Annotated in this window: 22 protein-coding genes, 1 pseudogene and 1 riboswitch; of the genes and pseudogenes, 12 read left to right on the plus strand and 11 right to left on the minus strand. The window is 59.9% G+C overall.

Translation table 11 applies throughout. The annotated features are described in order from the left end of the window. Window positions 1-40 precede the first annotated feature (40 nt). The gene (locus AC07XF_RS09665) at window positions 41-1,027 is read right to left on the minus strand and encodes an NAD(P)/FAD-dependent oxidoreductase (RefSeq protein ID WP_495026298.1); all 987 of its coding nucleotides are present in this window, start codon (window positions 1,025-1,027) and stop codon (window positions 41-43) included. A gap of 196 nt (window positions 1,028-1,223) precedes the next feature. On the opposite strand from AC07XF_RS09665, the gene AC07XF_RS09670 reads away from it, so the two are divergent. After that, window positions 1,224-2,126 carry a TIGR01777 family oxidoreductase gene (locus tag AC07XF_RS09670; protein WP_495026299.1) on the plus strand — a complete coding sequence of 301 codons (903 nt, stop codon included), beginning with the start codon at window positions 1,224-1,226 and terminating at the stop codon, window positions 2,124-2,126. A gap of 13 nt (window positions 2,127-2,139) precedes the next feature. Next, window positions 2,140-3,162, plus strand: coding sequence for a ferrochelatase (gene hemH / locus AC07XF_RS09675; protein ID WP_495026300.1), 1,023 nt, complete (start codon window positions 2,140-2,142; stop codon window positions 3,160-3,162). Between the two features lie 106 nt (window positions 3,163-3,268). On the opposite strand, the gene AC07XF_RS09680 is transcribed toward hemH, so the two are convergent. Continuing rightward, window positions 3,269-4,543, minus strand: a complete 1,275-nt coding sequence (locus AC07XF_RS09680; RefSeq protein WP_495026301.1) for a uracil-xanthine permease family protein — start codon at window positions 4,541-4,543, stop codon at window positions 3,269-3,271. 2 nt (window positions 4,544-4,545) lie between these two features. Further along, on the minus strand, window positions 4,546-5,184 hold the full coding sequence (gene upp / locus AC07XF_RS09685; RefSeq protein WP_495026302.1) for a uracil phosphoribosyltransferase: 639 nt from the start codon (window positions 5,182-5,184) through the stop codon (window positions 4,546-4,548). A 164-nt stretch (window positions 5,185-5,348) separates the two neighbouring features. On the opposite strand from upp, the gene AC07XF_RS09690 reads away from it, so the two are divergent. The 4 genes from AC07XF_RS09690 (at window position 5,349) to AC07XF_RS09705 (ending at window position 7,392) form a co-directional block, all read left to right on the plus strand. After that, on the plus strand, window positions 5,349-5,906 hold the full coding sequence (locus AC07XF_RS09690; protein ID WP_495026303.1) for a hypoxanthine-guanine phosphoribosyltransferase: 558 nt from the start codon (window positions 5,349-5,351) through the stop codon (window positions 5,904-5,906). A 3-nt stretch (window positions 5,907-5,909) separates the two neighbouring features. Continuing rightward, entirely contained in the window at window positions 5,910-6,383 is a 474-nt protein-coding gene (locus AC07XF_RS09695) for a WbuC family cupin fold metalloprotein (RefSeq protein ID WP_007981336.1), read from the plus strand. Between the two features lie 172 nt (window positions 6,384-6,555). Then, window positions 6,556-7,041, plus strand: coding sequence for a hypothetical protein (locus AC07XF_RS09700; protein WP_495026304.1), 486 nt, complete (start codon window positions 6,556-6,558; stop codon window positions 7,039-7,041). 63 nt (window positions 7,042-7,104) lie between these two features. Continuing rightward, complete coding sequence (locus tag AC07XF_RS09705; protein WP_007973850.1) at window positions 7,105-7,392, plus strand: PA4642 family protein; 288 nt, start codon at window positions 7,105-7,107, stop codon at window positions 7,390-7,392. 142 nt (window positions 7,393-7,534) lie between these two features. Here the strand turns inward: AC07XF_RS09705 and mqo are convergent, their stop codons facing one another. Both mqo and AC07XF_RS09715 read right to left on the minus strand, forming a co-directional pair. Continuing rightward, window positions 7,535-9,043 (minus strand): malate dehydrogenase (quinone), encoded by a 1,509-nt coding sequence (gene mqo, locus AC07XF_RS09710; protein WP_495026305.1) that lies wholly within the window; start codon window positions 9,041-9,043, stop codon window positions 7,535-7,537. 737 nt (window positions 9,044-9,780) lie between these two features. Next, window positions 9,781-10,020, minus strand: a complete 240-nt coding sequence (locus tag AC07XF_RS09715; protein WP_495026306.1) for a hypothetical protein — start codon at window positions 10,018-10,020, stop codon at window positions 9,781-9,783. Between the two features lie 205 nt (window positions 10,021-10,225). On the opposite strand from AC07XF_RS09715, the gene AC07XF_RS09720 reads away from it, so the two are divergent. Next, on the plus strand, window positions 10,226-10,810 hold the full coding sequence (locus tag AC07XF_RS09720) for a YajG family lipoprotein (protein WP_007981326.1): 585 nt from the start codon (window positions 10,226-10,228) through the stop codon (window positions 10,808-10,810). 169 nt (window positions 10,811-10,979) lie between these two features. Here AC07XF_RS09720 and AC07XF_RS09725 read toward each other — a convergent pair whose 3' ends face one another. Next, entirely contained in the window at window positions 10,980-11,186 is a 207-nt protein-coding gene (locus tag AC07XF_RS09725; RefSeq protein ID WP_253558854.1) for a hypothetical protein, read from the minus strand. Window positions 11,187-11,378: 192 nt separating this feature from the next. Here AC07XF_RS09725 and AC07XF_RS09730 point away from each other — a divergent pair, with 192 nt between their 5' ends. After that, on the plus strand, window positions 11,379-11,657 hold the full coding sequence (locus AC07XF_RS09730; protein ID WP_495026307.1) for a hypothetical protein: 279 nt from the start codon (window positions 11,379-11,381) through the stop codon (window positions 11,655-11,657). Between the two features lie 218 nt (window positions 11,658-11,875). On the opposite strand, the gene AC07XF_RS09735 is transcribed toward AC07XF_RS09730, so the two are convergent. After that, the gene (locus AC07XF_RS09735; protein WP_495026308.1) at window positions 11,876-13,039 is read right to left on the minus strand and encodes a 1-acyl-sn-glycerol-3-phosphate acyltransferase; all 1,164 of its coding nucleotides are present in this window, start codon (window positions 13,037-13,039) and stop codon (window positions 11,876-11,878) included. Between the two features lie 142 nt (window positions 13,040-13,181). On the opposite strand from AC07XF_RS09735, the gene AC07XF_RS09740 reads away from it, so the two are divergent. The 3 genes from AC07XF_RS09740 to AC07XF_RS09750 are packed head-to-tail and all read left to right on the plus strand — an operon-like array spanning window position 13,182 to window position 14,292. Then, entirely contained in the window at window positions 13,182-13,364 is a 183-nt protein-coding gene (locus AC07XF_RS09740) for a zinc ribbon domain-containing protein (RefSeq protein ID WP_204932018.1), read from the plus strand. A gap of 8 nt (window positions 13,365-13,372) precedes the next feature. Next, window positions 13,373-13,633, plus strand: coding sequence for a putative signal transducing protein (locus AC07XF_RS09745; protein ID WP_310053940.1), 261 nt, complete (start codon window positions 13,373-13,375; stop codon window positions 13,631-13,633). 35 nt (window positions 13,634-13,668) lie between these two features. Next, complete coding sequence (locus AC07XF_RS09750; protein ID WP_007981312.1) at window positions 13,669-14,292, plus strand: SOS response-associated peptidase; 624 nt, start codon at window positions 13,669-13,671, stop codon at window positions 14,290-14,292. A 108-nt stretch (window positions 14,293-14,400) separates the two neighbouring features. On the opposite strand, the gene AC07XF_RS09755 is transcribed toward AC07XF_RS09750, so the two are convergent. Both AC07XF_RS09755 and AC07XF_RS09760 read right to left on the minus strand, forming a co-directional pair. After that, complete coding sequence (locus AC07XF_RS09755; RefSeq protein WP_495026357.1) at window positions 14,401-15,243, minus strand: methyl-accepting chemotaxis protein; 843 nt, start codon at window positions 15,241-15,243, stop codon at window positions 14,401-14,403. Between the two features lie 12 nt (window positions 15,244-15,255). Beyond that, window positions 15,256-16,542: pseudogene (locus AC07XF_RS09760) on the minus strand (methyl-accepting chemotaxis protein); the annotation flags it as partial. Between the two features lie 271 nt (window positions 16,543-16,813). On the opposite strand from AC07XF_RS09760, the gene AC07XF_RS09765 reads away from it, so the two are divergent. Beyond that, entirely contained in the window at window positions 16,814-17,632 is an 819-nt protein-coding gene (locus tag AC07XF_RS09765; protein WP_495026309.1) for a M48 family metallopeptidase, read from the plus strand. Window positions 17,633-17,783: 151 nt separating this feature from the next. Here AC07XF_RS09765 and AC07XF_RS09770 read toward each other — a convergent pair whose 3' ends face one another. Beyond that, entirely contained in the window at window positions 17,784-18,368 is a 585-nt protein-coding gene (locus AC07XF_RS09770; RefSeq protein ID WP_008016665.1) for a TMEM165/GDT1 family protein, read from the minus strand. Window positions 18,369-18,457: 89 nt separating this feature from the next. Continuing rightward, a riboswitch (yybP-ykoY riboswitch) is annotated at window positions 18,458-18,582 on the minus strand. 50 nt (window positions 18,583-18,632) lie between these two features. Beyond that, complete coding sequence (locus AC07XF_RS09775) at window positions 18,633-19,631, minus strand: methyltransferase (protein WP_495026310.1); 999 nt, start codon at window positions 19,629-19,631, stop codon at window positions 18,633-18,635. Window positions 19,632-19,648 lie beyond the last annotated feature (17 nt).

Here is a 19,648-nt window from a genome sequence, read left to right on the forward strand (position 1 = left end):
GTCCATGGCGACAGCAGCGATTTGCTCGGGATGGTGCGCTTTACTGCAGGTGTTCATGCAAGCGGCGGGCGGCTTCCTGGCCGCTGAGCCAGGCCCCTTCGACGCGTCCGGACAGGCACCAGTCGCCACAGGCGTACAGCCCCAGGTCGGCATCGGCCAGGGTGCCCCATTCGTGACTGTTGGCGGGGCGGGCATAGAGCCAGCGGTGGGCGAGGCTGAAGCTCGGCGCGGGCATGGAATCGTGCAGCAGTTCGGCAAACGCGCCGTGCAACTGCTCGATCACTGCTTCCTTGGGCAAGTCGATGTGCTGGCGACTCCAGGCGCTGGTGGCGTGCAGCACCCAAGTGTCGAGGATGTTGTCGCGTCCGGGTTTGCTGCGGTTGCGGGCCAGCCAGTCGAGGGGGCTGTCCTGTACGAAGCAGCCTTCCATGGGCGTTTCCAGCGGCGTTTCGAAGGCCAGGGCGATGGCCCAGGTCGGGTCCATTTTCACCCCGGCGGCGGCCCCGGCGAGTTTCGGCGCTGATGCCAGCAGAGCCGTGGCCTGCGGGGCCGGCGTGGCGATGACCACGTGGCTGAACGGTCCGTGGGTGAAGCCTTCGGCGTCCTGCAGGTGCCAGTGTTCTTCACCGCGGTAGACCTCGGTGATCCGGCAAGCGAAATGCACTTCAAGGTCACCGAGCAGGGCGCGGGTGATGGCGCTCATGCGCGGCGTGCCGACCCAGCGGGTCTGCTCGTCCGGCGACAGGTTGAGCTGGCCGCCATGGTAGGTGTACAGCTGCGGTGTCCACTCGGCGACCCAGCCCTTGGCCTGCCAGCGCTGGACTTCGTTGACAAAACGCCGGTCACGGGCGGTGAAATATTGCGCACCCATGTCCAGAGCCCCCGCATCGCTGCGCTTGCTCGACATGCGCCCGCCGCTACCGCGGCTTTTATCGAACAGTTGAACCACATGCCCGAGGTCAGTCAGGGCCTGGGCGGCGGAGAGTCCGGCAATGCCGGTGCCAATGATCGCGATAGGTACAGTCATAGGGGCCTCGTTTACCTTTCTGTACAGACTACGCCGGGGTTCAAACCTGTACAATATTGTTTTTTGGTATAACTTTTAGCGTTCTCGTTCTGACAGCTTGGCCTATTGTTAAACATAGAGCCTGCTCGATACCAAAGATCCCTGCTTATAAAAATAGACTAATGGACAGGGTAAAACGCCACGCGAGGAAGAAGTCATGCACATATTGCTGACCGGCGGTACTGGTTTGATAGGACGTCAGCTCTGCCGGCACTGGTTGGGCCAGGGACATCGCCTGACTGTCTGGAGTCGCAAGCCTGAAAAAGTCGCGAAAATATGTGGTGCACAAGTGCGTGGAGTTGCTCGGCTGGAGGATCTGGGGCAGGAGCCCGTGGATGCGATCATCAATCTTGCCGGAGCGCCGATTGCCGACCGCCCCTGGACGCACAAGCGCAAAGCCTTGTTGTGGAGCAGCCGCATCACGCTCACTGAAACCCTGTTGGCGTGGCTCGAACATCGCGAACAGAAACCACGGATTTTGATTTCGGGTTCGGCTGTCGGCTGGTATGGCGATGGCGGCGAACGCGAGCTGACTGAGAACTCGGCACCGGTCAGCGAAGATTTCGCCAGTCAGTTATGCATCGCTTGGGAGGAGACTGCGCTGCGGGCTGAGGCGTTGGGCATTCGCGTCATCCTCATCCGTACCGGGTTGGTGCTGTCGGCGGAGGGCGGCTTTTTGTCGCGGCTGTTACTGCCGTTCAAACTGGGTCTGGGAGGGCCGATCGGCAACGGCCGGCAGTGGATGCCGTGGATTCACATCGACGATCAAATCGCCCTGATTGATTTTCTTCTGCATCGCAACGAGGTCGGCGGTCCCTATAATGCGTGCGCGCCCAAACCGGTGCGCAACCGCGAGTTTGCCAAGGCGTTGGGCAGCGTGCTGCATCGCCCGGCCTTCATGCCGATGCCGGCCTTTGCATTGAAGGTGGGGCTGGGCGAGTTGTCCTTGCTATTGCTGGGCGGTCAGCGCGCCACTCCGGTGCGTTTGTTACAGGCTGGTTTCACTTTTCAGTTCACGGATTTGCGCGCGGCTCTGGACGATCTGTCCGGTCGCCTTTGAAATAGGACGTTGCATGACCGATCACGCGTTGCTTCTGGTCAACCTGGGTTCACCTGCCTCCACCTCGGTGGCGGATGTGCGCAGTTACCTCAATCAATTTCTGATGGACCCGTACGTGATCGACCTGCCATGGCCAGTTCGACGCCTGCTGGTGTCGCTGATCCTGATCAAGCGTCCCGAGCAGTCGGCCCTTGCGTATGCTTCGATCTGGTGGGACGAGGGTTCGCCGCTGGTAGTGCTCAGCCGTCGTCTGCAACAAGCCATGAGCGGCCAGTGGCAGCATGGCCCGGTCGAGTTGGCAATGCGCTACGGCGAGCCGTCGATCGAATCGACGCTGGTGCGCATGGCTGCGGCGGGGCACAAGCGGATTACGTTGGCGCCGCTTTATCCACAGTTCGCCGACAGCACCACCACCACGGTGATCGAAGAAGCCAAACGCGTTTTACGTGAGAAAAACCTCGATTTGCAGTTGTCGGTGCTGCAACCGTTCTACGATCAACCGGAATACCTCGATGCGCTGGTGGCCACGACCAAGCCCTATCTGGAGCAGGATTTCGATCATTTGCTGATGAGCTTTCACGGCCTGCCGGAACGGCATTTGAAGAAACTCAACCCCGGTCACCGCTTCGAGGGCGGCGGTGACTGCTGCGCCGGGGCGCCGCCGGAGGTGGTCGCTACCTGTTATCGCGGTCAATGCCTGCGTACGGCGGCAGAGGTCGCCAAGCGCCTGGGGCTGCCGGAGGGCAAGTGGTCGGTGTCGTTTCAGTCGCGCCTGGGGCGTGCCAAATGGATCGAACCCTACACCGAAGCGCGCCTCGATGAACTGGCCAAAAGCGGTGTGAAAAAGATTCTGGTGATGTGCCCGGCATTCGTTGCCGATTGCATCGAGACACTGGAAGAGATCGGTGATCGCGGCAAAGAACAATTCCGCGAGGCGGGGGGCGAGGAGTTGGTGCTGGTGCCGTGCCTCAACGCTGACCCGCATTGGGCGCGGGCGTTGAGTGTGTTGTGCGAAAGGGCGCCGTTGGCGCTTTAAAAGCTTCGCGAGCAAGCCCGCTCCCACAGGGAAATGCATTCCAAAACTGTGGGAGCGGGCTTGCTCGCGAAGAGGGTCTTACAGTCAGCGAAAAATCCGAGCCTGCTTAGATCAGCGGCTCATTCGCCTTCTTGTGCTTCCAGCTGTCATTGCCCGGAAGGATCAGGTTCAAACCAATCGCCACCACCGCGCACAGCGCGATGCCCTTGAGGCCGAAATCGTCCGGCCCGGTGCCGGTGCCGATCAGCACGCCGCCGATCCCGAACACCAGGGTCACCGAAACAATCACCAGATTGCGCGCCTCGCCCAGATCGATCTTGTGGCGAATCAGTGTGTTCATCCCCACCGCCGCAATCGAACCGAACAACAGGCAGAGAATCCCGCCCATCACCGGTACCGGAATACTTTGCAGCAGTGCGCCGAACTTGCCGATGAACGCCAGGCTGATGGCGAAGATCGCCGCCCAAGTCATGATTTTCGGGTTGTAGTTCTTGGTCAGCATGACCGCGCCGGTCACTTCGGCGTAGGTGGTGTTGGGCGGGCCGCCGAACAGACCGGCCGCCGTGGTGGCAATGCCATCGCCGAGCAGGGTGCGGTGCAGGCCGGGCTTTTTGAGGTAATCGCGACCGGTCACGCTACCCACGGCAATCACGCCGCCGATGTGTTCGATGGCCGGGGCCAGGGCCACCGGGACGATGAACAGAATTGCCTGCCAGTTGAATTCGGGGGCCGTGAAGTGCGGAATCGCGAACCACGGTGCAGCGGCAATCTTCGCGGTATCGACCACGCCGAAGTAGAACGACATGCCGAAACCAACCAGCACGCCGGAGATGATCGGCACCAGGCGGAAGATGCCCTTGCCGAATACTGCGACGATCAGCGTGGTCAGCAGCGCGGGCATCGAGATCATCATCGCCGTCTGGTAATGAATCAGCTCGCTGCCATCGCCGGCCTTGCCCATGGCCATGTTGGCGGCAATCGGCGCCATGGCCAGGCCAATGGAAATGATCACCGGCCCGATGACCACCGGCGGCAGCAGGCGGTCGATGAAACCGGTGCCTTTAATCTTCACCGCGAGGCCGAGGAAGGTGTAGACGAAACCCGCCGCCATCACGCCGCCCATGGTCGCGGCCAGGCCGAACTGGCCCTTGGCGAGAATGATCGGGGTGATGAAGGCAAAGCTCGATGCCAGGAACACCGGCACCTGACGCCCGGTGACGATCTGGAACAGGATCGTCCCCAGGCCGGCCGTGAACAGCGCCACGTTCGGGTCGAGACCGGTAATCAGCGGCATCAACACCAGGGCGCCGAAGGCCACGAACAGCATCTGTGCACCCGACAGCACCGTGCGCCAGAGCGGATCGTTGAACTCATCCTGCATGGTCACGCGTCCTTCTGCTTGGTGCCGAAGATCTTGTCGCCGGCATCGCCCAGCCCTGGGATGATGTAGCCATGTTCGTTCAATTTTTGATCAATGGAAGCGGTGTAGATGATCACGTCCGGGTGAGCCTTCTCTACGGCGGCGATGCCTTCCGGGGCGGCAACCAGCACCATGGCGCGGATGTCGCGGCAGCCGGCTTTTTTCAGCAGGTCGATGGTGGCAACCATGGAACTGCCGGTGGCGAGCATCGGGTCGATGATCATGGCCAGGCGTTCGTTGATTTCCGGGACCAGTTTTTCCAGGTAGGTGTGGGCCTGCAGGGTTTCTTCATTGCGGGCAACGCCGACGGCGCTGACTTTGGCGCCCGGGATCAGGCTGAGCACGCCTTCGAGCATGCCGATGCCGGCACGCAGGATCGGCACCACGGTGATTTTCTTGCCGGCGATTTTCTCGACCGATACGGTGCCGCACCAGCCTTCGATATCGTAGGCTTCCAGCGGCAGGTCTTTGGTGGCTTCATAGGTCAGCAGGGCGCCGACTTCCTGAGCGAGCTCACGGAAATTCTTCGTGCTGATGTCTGCGCGGCGCATAAGGCCAAGTTTATGACGGATCAGCGGGTGGCGGATCTCATGGATGGGCATGGGGAAAGGCTCCGGCGGCGGGCAAAAAAACCGGCCTAGATTAATCTATCCGAGGGTGTTGTCCTATAGACATACAGTACGTTAGTCCACAAACGCTTGATCTGGCCTCGCTTGATGCGTACCTTTGCCCGCTTTTCCGAATCCGTCACCCCCTGGAGAGCGCCATGTCCGCTGATCTCGAGCATATCCGTCAAATCATGCGAGAGGCTGACTGCCTGTACACCGAAGCTGAAGTCGAGGCGGCCATCGCCCGCGTCGGTGCACAAATCAACGCACAAATGGCCGACAGTAACCCGGTGGTGTTCTGCGTGATGAACGGCGGGCTGATTTTCTCCGGCAAGCTGCTGACCTATCTGCAGTTCCCACTGGAAGCGTCCTACCTGCACGCCACCCGCTATCGCAACGAGACCAGCGGCGGCGACCTGTTCTGGAAAGCCAAGCCGGAAGTTTCCTTCATCGACCGTGATGTGCTGATCATCGACGACATCCTCGACGAAGGTCACACCCTGGGTGCGATCATCGATTTCTGCAAACACGCTGGCGCACGTAAAGTGCACACCGCCGTGCTGATCGACAAAGACCACGACCGCAAGGCCCGTCCTGACCTCAAGGCCGATTTCGTCGGTCTGCCGTGCATCGACCGCTACATCTTCGGTTACGGTATGGACTACAAAGGCTACTGGCGTAACGCCAACGGGATTTTCGCCGTTAAAGGAATGTAATACATGGATACGCCTCGCTTTCTGGATCAGACCTTGTTCGCCGAGCTGGCCGGGAAAGCCGCGGCCAATCCTCGTGGGCGCCAGCATCACAATTTCCATCAGATGGAAGACGCTTGCCATCGCATGGCGGTGGGGTTGCAGCCGTCCACGTATATCCCGCCTCACCGGCATTTGGGCGACAACAAGGCTGAAACCCTGTTGGTCCTCAAGGGCCGGCTGGGCGTGTTGATCTTTGACGAGACCGGTACGGTGCTGAGCAAGACCGTGCTTCAGGCCGGTGGCGACTGTGTTGGCGTGGACCTGCCAACCGGTGTGTTCCACGGTTTGGTGGTGCTGGAGGCCGACAGCCTGATGTTCGAATGCAAGGCCGGTCCTTATCGTCCGGTCGGTGAAGGTGAACTGGCGCATTGGGCGCCGCGCGAAGGCGAGCCCGGTGTTGCCGAGTATCAGGCCTGGATGCGCGCGCAGTTCGACTGATCTTTGCCCCTGTGGGAGCGGGCTTGCTCGCGAATGCGGTGTGTCAGTTGCAGTGATGTTGACTGACACTCCCTCTTCGCGAGCAAGCCCGCTCCCACAGGGGGTTCTGTGGACTTGAACCACTTCCTTCTGCCCCATGCTAGAGTGCTCGGCCCCGATTCCGGAGCCTGTCATGAGCCGTTCCATCCGCTGCTGCGCCGCCCTGTTGCTGACCCTCAGCCTGCCCCTTGCCGCCGCGCCGGCGCCCATGCACAGTCAATTCCTGCCGCCGGACGACCTCACTCTGCGCGATGCTGATCCCGAACAGCAGCAACTGATGCAGGTTACCGATTATTCGGTAGTGGTCGGTGCTCAGCGTCAATCCAATCAACAGCCGATCCCGGTCACGTCGCCGCTGCTGATTCGTCTCAAGGGCAAATCCTTGAACAAGGGCGCCACCATCAGTCAGGTGCTGGTCAATTTCGATGGTGAAAGCAAAAGCCTGAAGAAGCCGGTTTACGACGAGTCGAGCAAGACCCTGACCCTCTATTACCCGCTGGCGCAATACCGGGTGGTGATTGATTTGTTGCGCAACGACACGGTGTATTGCCAGTTTCTCAGCTACGCCAATGGCCATGTCTGGGCCGATCTGCACACCGGCAGCACTCGTCCGCGTTGAGCCCTGTGCCTGCGCGGGGGTAAACTGCCCGCCCCGTGTAATGTCTGCGAGCTGGAGTCGGCAATGCGTAAAGATAAAAAACAAGTGATTGGTGACGAGATCGGCGACGAGCAGATCAAGTTGTTCCTCGATTTCGAACCGGTCGACGCAACTTCTCCGTCCCTGCACAAACTGGTCAAGGCCTACCGTGGCCTGCGTATCGACGATTTCGAGCGTTTCCTGACGTTTTTCGTCGAAGCGGGTTACGACGTGAATGGCAAGGATGAGCACGGCAATGACTTCGTTGCCCTGATCAAGGATCAGCGCAACGCGCCGGATTACATCGAGCTGATCGAAAAGGTTCGCGGTTAAGATCGTTTTCCGGTCATAAAAAACGCCCCGCCTCTGTAGGAGCCGGCTTGCTGGCGAAGAACGCGCTTCGGTGTATCTGAAGCGACGCTTTCGCTGGCAAGCCAGCTCCTACAGAGGCGGGGCGTTTTTTCATGGGGCCGAATCAAGCGTAGCTTTCGGTCTCGCTGCTGGCTTCAACCAGTTCCAGGGCAACGTTGTTCTGCGTGTTGATCTTGCGATACAACGCAGCGTCGGTTTCCAGAACCTTTTCACGGGCCGGGAAGATTTCGGCCAGTTTGGTAGCCCATTCGCCTTTGGCTTTGCCCGGGAAGCATTTCTCGATCAGTTCCAGCATGATCGAAACGGTCACCGAGGCACCAGGCGAAGCGCCGAGCAGTGCCGCCAGGGAACCGTCCTTGGCCGCGACCAGTTCGGTACCGAATTGCAGGATGCCGCCTTTTTTCGGGTCTTTCTTGATGATCTGCACCCGTTGGCCGGCCACTTCCAGGCGCCAGTCTTCGGCTTTCGCCTCAGGGTAGAAGCGACGCAGGGAGTCCAGGCGCTGCTCCATCGACTGCATCACTTCGCTGACCAGGTACTTGGTCAGGTCCATGTTGTTTTTCGCCACCGCCAGCATCGGGCCGATGTTGCCGGCACGAACCGACATCGGCAGGTCCATGAAGGAACCGTGCTTGAGGAACTTGGTGGTGAAGCCGGCGTAAGGTCCGAACAGCAGGGACTTCTTGCCATCGACCACGCGGGTGTCCAGGTGCGGCACGGACATTGGCGGCGAACCTACGGCTGCCTGGCTGTACACCTTGGCCTGGTGGTGCTTGACCACTTCCGGGTTGTCGCAGCGCAGCCACTGGCCGCTGATCGGGAAGCCGCCGAAGCCTTTGCTTTCTTCGATGCCCGAGGCCTGCAATAGCGGCAGTGCCGCGCCGCCTGCGCCGAGGAAGACGAATTTGGCGTCGACTTCACGGGTGTTGCCGCTGTTGACGTCCTTGATGCTGACGGTCCAGCCACCGTTGCTGCGCTTGAGGCCGGTCACGCGCTTGCAGTACTTGACCTGGGCATCGGGTGCGCTGGTCAGGTGCTTGAGCAACTGGTTGGTCAGGGCGCCGAAGTTGACGTCGGTGCCATTGATCACGCGGGTCGCGGCGAGGGTTTCGCCAGGATCGCGGCCAGGCATCATCAGCGGCATCCACTCGGCCATTTTGGCCTTGTCTTCGGTGTATTCCATGTCGGCGAAGGCATGGTGCTTGCTCAGCACCTTGAAGCGTTCCTTGAGGAAGGACACGCCGCTGTCGCCCTGCACGAAACTCAGGTGTGGCACCGGACTGATAAACGATTTGCACGAGCCGAATGTGCCTTTTTTGGTCAGGTACGACCAAAACTGCTTCGACACCTCGAACTGGGTGTTGATGTGCACGGCTTTCTTGATGTCGACGGCGCCATCGGCTGCCTGCGGCGTGTAGTTGAGCTCACACAGCCCGGCGTGACCGGTACCGGCGTTGTTCCACGGGTTGGAACTCTCCGCGGCACCGGAATCCATCAGCTCGACGACTTCCAGCTTGATCGCGGGGTCGAGCTCTTTGAGCAGTACCGCAAGGGTGGCACTCATGATGCCGGCCCCAACCAGTACTACGTCGACTGCTTCGTTATGCGCCATTTAACGCGTCTCCAAAATCTGCAGCACCAAATTGTCGGCATGGCTGCCAGGCGTTCCGGGGCGTGTCAGTGTTGCCCCAGGTACCCATGGCAGGATCGCCATGTCCGAATCTTCGCAATTTATCGCAACTTCGACGGACGCTACCTGCCGGGCCTATGAGCCATATGAACTCATTTCAGCGCGCGGGAGGCAATTCGACTTATGGTCGATACATCCGTTTGTGCAACCAAATCCGTAGCGGACAGGCTTCAGGCTCCGGTGTTCGAGGAATACTCGGTCCTGTGTCGTTGGGCTGTTGTAGACGCTAATGGTGCATGTTCAGACGCAAAACTATTCATTTGCTCGCCACACTCTTGTGAAGTTGTGAAAACCCGTTTTTTTCACGCTCTTTTGAAGACGTGAACCTCAAAAAGGGCTGTCCCAGCCTGGCACCGTGCCCGGATGGATTGCCGCCATGGGATACAGGGCAGGCAAAACGGGCAAACAGCTCAGTGACCGAGCGTAATGACAGCTCTGCAGATTCGCGAAAAGTGGAGGTTTTGCTCAACAAAACAGCAAGCGCGCCAGCTTCACTCGATCTGTGTGGGCGGCTCTCTGTGGGCGGTGCGGGGTGTCAATACAAGCGCATTGACGATGCTGCGAGGCCCGATCAGGAGACGTCCTTATAATCGGGGGGAGATTGTATCTAAGAAACGCAGGGAAATGGTCGTGTTTAATGACTTTTATTAGGTGTTTGGTCAGGTCGTCATCAGTTGTTGTGCACGCGAGCGTGGTTGATGCTGTTGCGAAACGACGCGGGCGTCGGCAGGCAGCGGCTGATTCAGCCAGTTCAGGCGGATCTCTTCGATTTCAACCCAGCCATCGCCCATGGGCTGGAGGCTGCACTGTTTGAAGGCCTGGCAGTGGCCGTTGCGGTCGAGCAGGGCGAAGCAGCGATGCAGCGGGCGAGGCGCGAACAGAGAGATCAGATGGCGCATGGTGGAGTACCTTGTTGGTTTTCTGGAGAAAACGATAGTCGCAAGCCATTACGTGCAAGTGTATGGGCGGTGACAACTGTGTGACAAGAACTGCCTTTCCAAAGGGTTGTCAGAGATTTCATCAAACACTGTGAGGTGCTGGTTCCCTACAGTGGCGCACCGCTATACTGCGGGCCTGTTTGTGCCTGATTCTGGAGAGAAGAGCATGTTGCAACGCCTGTTGTTCGGTTTGATCACTGTGACCAGTTTGACCCTGGTTGGCTGCGCCCACAGCCCGCAACAACTGAGCCCGGAACCCAAGCTGACCGCCCAGTTGGCCCCGGTCGGCCATGGCCAGCCGGTCGTGGTGCGTGTCGTGGACGGTCGTCCGTCGCCGACACTGGGTACCCGTGGTGGTCTGTATCCGGAGACCAGCGCGATTACCGTGCAGGGCGCGCAGATTCTGCCGAAGCTGCAGGCCCAGGCTGAAGCCGCCGTGCGCCTGTTGGGCTTCACCCCGACGAACAATGCCATGAATGCACCGCAACTGACCGTGACCCTTACAGAATTGAAGTACCAGTCGCCCAAGGAAGGCCTGTACGTGACCGAAGCCACCATCGGCGCGACGTTCCGCTCGGACGTACAGAACGCCAACCGTCGCTACAGCGGCCGTTATGGTTCGTCCCTGGACCAGCGCTTCGGTATGGCGCCGAACCAGGAAACCAACACCAAACTGGTCAGCGATGTGCTCAGTGATGCATTGACCCGCCTGTTCAAGGACCCGACCGTGGGTCAGATTCTCGGCGAATAAACCTCGCTGGATGTGAAAAAGCCCGGTGCCAGCAATGGCCCCGGGCTTTTTCATGCGTAACCGCACCTGTAGGAGCTGGCTTGCCAGCGAAGGCGGACTGTCAGTCGACGTTTATATTGAATGGTCAGACGCTTTCGCTGGCAAGCCAGCTCCTACAAGGGGCGTGGTGTCAGGCTGCTTCTGAGTAAAAATCCAGCACACTCACACCGGTCAGCAAATCCGTTTCCGGCAAATCCGCATGCTGATGCCCGCCCAAGGCGCAATACACCAGCCAATGGCGGTCTTGAACGTTGAAGGCGAGGCTGCCGACGAGGGTTTGTTGTTCTTCGCTGGGGGTGATGAGGTAAAGACGATCCTGGTTTTCGGCGTGGAGCATGACGTGGTCCGTGTCGGTTTCGAGGCGCGCATGGTCGCCGATGCAGATGACGAAGCCGTGACTCAGGACAGCCATTGATCAATTGCTTCGTTATTTGTCGGAAACAGAGGGCAGGCGTTAAGGCTTTCGGTAGAATTCGCGCCGCGGTCGCCGGTTCGGCACCAGCCACACCTGTTTTGCCTGAGGTTTGTGATGTCGCTGCAATTGATGACGCTGTTTACCGCCCATCCCGCCAAATTGGTCAATCTGCTGGCCTTGCTCTTTGTCTTCCCGGGCGGCTGGTTGCTGCACTCCACCCGTCGACGCGAACGGCGCGCGATGGCCAGTTTGCAAGCGCAGCGCCAGAGTCGCCCCAATGTAGAGCCCACGCTGGATTGGGCGACCTTGCGCATGAACCGGTTTTTTTACATCTTCGGCTTTGCCTGCATGGGCATGGCATTGCTGGTGTCGTGGATCAGCACGCAGGTCTAAAGACTTGACGCAGCACCTGTGGCGAGGGAGCTTGCTCCCGCTCGACTGCGCAGCAGTCGTAAAAACAGTGCACGCGGTTTGCCTGGCACAACAGTGCTTGCAGGTTTGGGGCCGCTGCGCAGCCCAGCGGGAGCAAGCTCCCTCGCCACAGGTGTTGTGGTGAACCGATACAAAAGCGGCGCCTCAAGGGCGCCGTTTTTGCATCTGATTGAAATCGCTTACAGCGGTAAGCCAGCCTTCACCCGGTACTGATTACGCACCGGCGTTGCATATTGCAGCACCAGGAATGGACGATGCTCTTCAGGACAGGCGTCCAGGCGGCGTTGCCATTCTTCCTGGGCCTTGGACAGTTCTTCGGCCGGGAACACCTCGGCAGCCTTCGGCACCTGTAACTGCGGATCAGCATCTTTCCATTGCGCGTAAGCCAGGTAGTGCACCGGGAACAAGCGGTATCCGCTGAGGATTTGCTTGTCCATCTCGACCGCCAATTGCTTGGTGTCTTCGAACAGTTCGGTGATCGGCGCGGCAAAGTTCACGTGCACCCGGCCCTTGTAGCCGGTGATGCCCTTGGCGATGCTCACGTCATCCTCGCCCGGCACCTTGGTGTAGCTGCCGGTGGTGGCGCGGATGTAGAGTTCGCGGGCCTTGGCCTGATCACACGGGTCGTATTCGTAGCTGATCGACACCGGTGTCAGGTTCAGCGACTGAATGACCTCGCCGAACGGCTCGTCCTTGCGGCTCATGTGGAACATCTTGAGGATCGCCGATTCGGTACGGTCGTCACCGTCCTTGGCGCGGCCCTCGGCCTGGGCAATCCAGATCGAGGCGCAATCGTTGCGGATTGAGTGATTGATGTACGCCGACAGCAACTGGTACGCGGCCATTTTCTCCCGGCGACCGCTGATCGAACGGTGCACGATGAAGCTCTTGTTCAGGCGCATCAGGTCGCTGACGAAGGGCTTTTGCAACAGGTTGTCGCCAATCGCGATGCGCGGAGTCGGCAGGCCGGCGTGGTACACGGCGTAGTTGACGAAGGCCGGGTCCATCACGATGTCGCGGTGGTTGGCGATGAACAGGTAGGCACTGCCGGACTTGAATTGCTCCACACCGGTATAGGTAACTCCGTCGGTGGCGCGCTCAATGGTATGGTCGACGTAATGCTCGACTTTGTCCTGCAGCGTGGCCACGGAGGTCACGCCGGCAAACTCACGGCGCAGCCGATGGGCTATAAAAGGTTTGAGTGCCCAACCTAAAGCGCCGGCAAAACGCGGAAAGCTGAAGTGGGTGAGGATATCTAGAAACGCCTTGTCGCCGAGCAGTCGTGCCAGCACTGCCGGGACTTCACTGTCGTCGTAAGGTCGGATGGCATCGAATTCGCCCATCATGCTCTCTTGTTAGAAACGGCTAGGGTAAGTAAAGGTTTTGATCGAAAACCGGCGGGGCACGGTCTGAAAAAGTAGCCAGACAAAAATAGCCCTGCAAATAGACCGGCGATTATACGCACAAGTCACTTGGGAGACCGCGATGCTGGAAACTGCGCAGTATGAATGTCCGTATTGTGGTGAGGAGGTTGAGACTACTCTGGATTTGTCCGGTGGCGATCAGACCTATATTGAAGACTGTCAGGTGTGCTGCAAGCCAATAACCTTTGTTTTGCAGGTTCACGGTGAGGAATGGCATCTCGAGGTTTTCAGTGAAAACGATTGAGGGCGCATATGCAGCGAATCTACGATCCGGAAAACCTGATGGAAGGCGAGTTGCTGCAAGGCATGCTCGCCAGCGAGGGTATCGAGGCGCATCTGGTGGGCCGTGATTTGCTCGGTGGCAGTGGCGAGTTGCCGATCTATGGCCTGCTCGGGCTGTCGGTCGATAACGACCAGGCCGAATACGCCCGCGAGCTGATCACCGCGTACAATGCCGCGCTGCCGCTGTCCGGCGATGAACCGGAGAGCTTTCCCGGCACGCTGGTCTGTTAGGCTGGCGTTCGTTTGATCAAGAGCCGTGTTGCCCCATGTGTGGACGTTATGCCCTGTTTCGCTGGAATCCCGCCTTCGCGGCGCTGCCCGGTTTTCCCGCCGACCAGCAGGCGCAGTGGAACATTTCCCCCAATGATTCGGTGTTGATGCTGCGGGCCGGGCCTGATGGCCAGCGCACGCTGGCCCGCGCCCGCTGGGGCCTGACGCCACCCTGGCTGACCGATCTGTCTCGCACCCCGGCCCATGCCCGCGCCGAAACCGTTGCCGAACAACCGATGTTTCGCGAAGCCCTGCGCTTGCGGCGTTGCCTGTTGCCGGCCAACGGTTTCTACGAATGGCGCGGAACGACGCGCAAGCGCCCGTACTGGCTGACACCGGGGGAGGGCTCGTCATTGTTTTTTGCGGCGATCTGGGAGGCGTATCCGGTCCAGGAGCAGGTTTGGCTGAGTACCGCCGTGATTACCCAACCGGCGGCGAGCCAGCGGCGGCCGTTGATTCTTGATGAGGCGGGGCAGGCCGCGTGGCTGGACCCCGAGACGCCGCTGCATGCTTTGCAAGCATTGCTGGCCAGTGAACCTGCCGCGTTGCGCGAACGGGTGCTGGCCAACATGGTGAATGATCCGAAGCTCAATGGGCCGGAGTGTCTGACGCCGGGTTGATGTGTCGGGTGTGCTGAGGCCTTCGCTGGCAAGCCAGCTCCTACAGGGGATTTGTTTACACCGCAGATCCCTTGTAGGAGCTGGCTTGCCAGCGATGGGGCCTTTGAATCAGACCCTGAACTGATTGATCAACCGCCGCTGCTGCTCGGCCAGTTTGGTCAAGTTCGCACTCGCCGCGCTCGACTCATCCGCACCGCCCGCCACTTCATTGGCCACCTGGCCGATGTTGATCACGTTGCGGTTGATGTCGTCCGCCACCGCACTTTGCTCCTCGGCCGCGCTGGCAATCTGGGTGTTCATGTCGTTGATCACCGACACCGCCTGAGTAATGGTTTCCAGCGCTTCGGCGGCCTTGGAGGCGTGCAGTACGCTTTCGTCCGTGCGGTTCTGGCTGTCTTCCATGACTCGCACCACGTCCCGCGTGCCTTGCTGCAATTGCTGGATCATGGTCTGGATTTCTTCAGTGGCCTTTTGCGTTTTCTGCGCCAGGTTACGCACCTCGTCGGCCACCACGGCAAAACCACGGCCCTGCTCGCCGGCACGGGCGGCTTCAATGGCCGCGTTCAGGGCCAGCAGGTTGGTCTGCTCGGCGATCCCGCGAATGGCGGTGAGGATGGCGTTGATGTTTTCGCTGTCCTTGGCCAGGGTTTGCACCACGCCGACGGCCTTGCCGATCTCCACGGCGAGAGCGCCAATCGAATTCGAGGTGTCGCGCACGATCTGCATGCCCTGGCTCGCGGCCTGATCGGCGTGGCTGGCGGCCTGTGCGGCCTGGGTTGCGTTGCGCGCCACGTCCTGGGCAGTGGCAGTCATTTCCTGCACGGCGGTGGCCACTTGATCGATCTCGGCCATTTGTTTGTGTACGCCGGTGTTGGTGCGGATGGCGATGTCGGCGGTGTGTTCCGACGAATCACTGACGCTCTGCACCGACGTCACCACTTGGGTGATCATCGCCTGCAACTTGGCCAGGAAAGTGTTGAAGCCTTTGGCGATCGAACCCAGTTCATCGGCGCGGTCGCTGGTCAGGCGCCGGGTCAGGTCACCTTCGCCCTGGGCGATATCGTCGAGCATGGCCACCATCTGCTTGAGCGGACGGGCGATGCCGTGGCCCACCAGCCAGATCACCAGCAAACCGATACCGGCAATCACCAGACCGACCATCGCCATGCCGAAGGTGTCGGATTTGCGCTGTGCATTCAGGTCGGCCTGCAGTTTTTGCAGGTCGGCCATGACCGCATTCAGTGGCAATTGCAGCATCAGGGTCCAGCGGGCTTCGGTCTGGCCGATGCCGAACGGCAGGTACAACTCGATCCGGCCCTGGGCCTTGTCGACGGTGTAGGTGACTTCGCCGCGCTTGAGGTTGGCCATGTTGGCAATCTGCTTGCTGTCGAGGATGTCGCTGACCTTCTCGCCGAATTTGCTCGGGTCCTTGGTGTAGGCAACGATCCGGCCATTGCCACCGATCAGGGCCATTTCACCTGCGCCGCTGTAGAGCTTCTGGTTGGCGCCCAGGAGCATTTCCTGAATGAAGTTGACCGACAGGTCGGCGCCGACGATGCCCTGGAAGGCGCCGTTGAGCATGATCGGTTCAATAAAGGAGGCGAGCATGACGATTTTGTCGCCGACCTTGTAGGGCGCCGGATCGATCACGCAGGATTTTTTGGTTTCTTTCGAGCACAGGTAGTACTCGCTGGCGCGCACGCCGGTGGACAGGACTTTCTGGTCGTCGACGTCCACCAGTTTGTCCAGGCCCAGGGTGCCGTCTTCGTTGCGGAACCACCAGGGCAGGAAGCGCCCGTTGCTGGCGTCGATGCCGGCCACCGGGGTGCCGACGTAGGCCGCATCGTTGTGATCCAGTGCGTCTTTTTCCCAACCGATGTAGGTGCCGAGGATCTTCGGGTTCTTGACCACGTTTTCCTTGATCAGACCGATCAATTGCTCGCGGCTCAGGCTCAGCGCAGGCTCGCCATCGGCACCCGGTGTGCCGATCAAGGCATTGACCCGCACCAGTGCGCCGGCTATCAGCAGCGGTGCTTCGAGTTCGCGCTGGATCTGGCTGACCTGGGTTTGCGCCAGGGACGTCAGGCGTTGTTCGATGACTTGCTCGAATTGTGCCTGGGTCCGTTCCTGGACCATGTCTTGCGTCCGGGCGCCGGAAAACAGTGCGTACACCACCAGCGCTGCCACGACACTAAGGACAATGGCGCCGGCAAGGGCCGCCACGGAAAACTGGATCGACTTGAATTTCATGGGGGCTCCGCACGCGAAAGGACGTCTGCCCAGGTGTATCGGCAGGGTGTCGGGCGGGCATGAGTGCGGGCCGCTGAAATGATTGTTTTTGCGCGCCGGATGTCGCAAATGAATCAATGTGCGGCGTGATGGGCTGTGGGTTGTCGTCGTATGTGAATTTTTTCTACAGCGATGAGAGCTTTGTCCGAATTGTGCGTCTTACGTTCATTGTATCTGGCGTCTATACATTTCCACGCCTAGGATACGCGGCATGTTTTCAGGGGTTTTTTTGATGAACAAGATTTTGGTTGCCAGTGCACTGAGCGCAGCGCTGCTGCTCACCGGTTGTCAGTCGGTCAACACCACCAGTGGTGGCGCTGTAGGCGTTGAGCGCAAGCAGTACATGTTCAGCATGTTGTCCTCGCAAGAGGTCGACCAGATGTACGCCCAGTCCTATCAGAAGACAGTGGGTGAGGCGTCCAGCAAAGGTGTGCTGGACAAGACCAGCAATGAAGCCAGGCGGGTTCAGGTGATTGCCGACCGGCTGATTGCCCAGGCACCGACGTTTCGTCCGGATGCGGCCCAGTGGAAGTGGGAAGTCAACCTGATCAAGAGCGATGAACTCAACGCCAACTGCGGCCCTGGCGGCAAGATCATCTTTTACACCGGGCTGATCGACACCCTGCAACTGACCGACGATGAAATCGCCGCGATCATGGGCCATGAAATCGCCCACGCCTTGCGCGAGCATGGTCGTGAAGCGATGTCCAAGGCTTACGGCATCGAAATGGCCAAGCAGGGCGCCGGTGCCTTGTTGGGATTGGGGCAGGACACCATGGCCCTGGCCGATACCGTGGCCAACTACGGCATGACCTTGCCCAACAGCCGCGCCAATGAAAACGAGGCGGACCTGATCGGCCTGGAACTGGCCGCCCGCGCCGGCTACAACCCGAATGCCGCAATCACCCTGTGGAACAAGATGAGCAAGGTTTCGGAAGGTGCGCCACCGGAGTTCATGAGCACTCACCCGGCATCGGCGAGTCGTATTGAGGCGTTGAAGGCGGCGATTCCGAAGGTCATGCCTTTGTACGAGCGGGCCAAGAAGTCCTGATCGTCATGCGGTGAGACTGCTGGCCTCTTCGCGAGCAAGCCCGCTCCCACACTGGTTTTGAATTGATCACAGATTTTGTGTTCGCTGAACATCCAATGTGGGAGCGGGCTTGCTCGCGAAGAACGATAACGCGGTCTACTGCGTTACCTCGTCAAACCCACCCGCTGCTCTGCATCGCCTTGTACACCGCGACAATCGCCAGGATGAAGAACGCCGACGCCGCCAGTCGACGGATCAGGGTCAATGGCAATTTGTCTGCGGCAAAATTACCGGCCAATACCACGGGCACGTTGGCAATCAGCATGCCGAGGGTGGTACCGATGATCACCAGCCACAACTCCGGATATTGCGCGGCCAGCATCACGGTCGCGATCTGCGTCTTGTCGCCGATTTCTGCCAGGAAGAACGCGATCAGCGTGGTCAGGAACGGCCCGAACTTGCGGGCGGTGCTGGCTTCGTCGTCATCCATCTTGTCCGGCACCAGGGTCCACAGTGCGGTCGCGGCGAAGCTCGCGGCGAGGATCCAGTGCAGCATCGTATCCGAGAAGAAACTGCCGACCCAGGCACCGACTGCGCCGGCGGCCGCGTGGTTGGCCAGGGTCGCGGCGACGATACCGGCGATGATCGGCCAGGGCTTGCGGAAACGGGCAGCGAGAATGAGCGCGAGCAGTTGCGTCTTGTCGCCGATTTCGGCCAAGGCAACGATTGCGGTAGGTACGAGTAGTGAATCCAGCATCAGGGGTTTTCCTAAGGGGCGGGTCGACACGGCTATGACACGTACAGCCTTCCCGCCCCGGGTAAGGTGTGCGTGTCATAGGTCTTGTCAAACCCTGCTATCCAACTGATGTGGATGCTTGGGTCGCATGCGCCATGGTCTGAGGACCAAGTATGTTGACGCATGCCGGACGAGCGTGGCGCTCGTGGGAGACTACTCCCCTAGGACGGAGCGGATTCTGCCTAGGCAAAATCCTTTCGGCAAGCCTTCTTTTTCAAAGAGGTTTTATCCGCGTTTGGCCCGGTAGATTCTGAAACCCTGTCCCTCGGCTTTGATCGCACACACGCCAAGGTGCTCTTCGATCAGCGGTTGATACTTCAGGAAACTATTCGCTACCAAGCGAAGTTCACCCCCGTTTTTCAGATGTTTCGCTGCTTTTCGCAGCAAGTTCTCTGTTGCGAAGTAATCGGTGTGCACGCCGACATGGAACGGCGGATTGCTCAAAATGGCACTCAAGCCCATCGGGGCGGCATCGATTCCGTCACCGGTTATCACCTCGGCTTCCAGACCATTGGCCGCCAGGGTCAGGCGACTGCTGGCAGCGGCAAAGGCGTCCACATCCAGCATCGTGACCTGATTGTGCGGGTAGCGACGTTTCACCGCCGCGCCCAAAACCCCGGCGCCGCAACCGAAATCGAGCAAGTGACCGCTGGGCAGTTTGTCCAGGTGTTCCAGCAGCAGCGCGCTGCCGCGATCCAGGCGACCATGGCTGAACACCCCCGGCAGGCTGATCACCTTCAGCGGGCCTTCGGCCAGCGGCAGTTCGTAGGTCTGCGCCAGGCTTTCCAGCGGTTTGGCCTGCGGTGCATTGGCCACGGTGACCAGCCAGAGCTGGCAGTGGCGCGCGCTGTCGAGTTTGCGTGGCTTGCCGAATGGGTTGAGTTGTTTGGCGGCACCTTCGATGCCGCTTTTTTTCTCGCCGACCAGGTACAGCTTGCGACCGGCCAGCCGCGAGGCGAGGGCGTTGAGAATGTAATCGGTCAGGTCCTTGGCCTTGGGCAGAAAGACCACGGCGGTATCGAATTCACGCTCCGGCGCGTTCACGCCAAAATGGCTGCGCTCGGCGAAGCGGGCGTCCAGCGCGGCCTGATCGCCGGCGTGCCAGCACCAGCCATGAGCCTCGGGCAGACGGCCCAGCAAGTCGTCGGCGGGTAAACCGGCCAACAGCACCGAACCCTGGAATAACTCGGCCTGACGAAGCAGTACTTCACTGCGCGGATCCATAACTGCTCCCGTGGAAA

Source organism: Pseudomonas sp. GW821-FHT01C01, assembly GCF_059422645.1.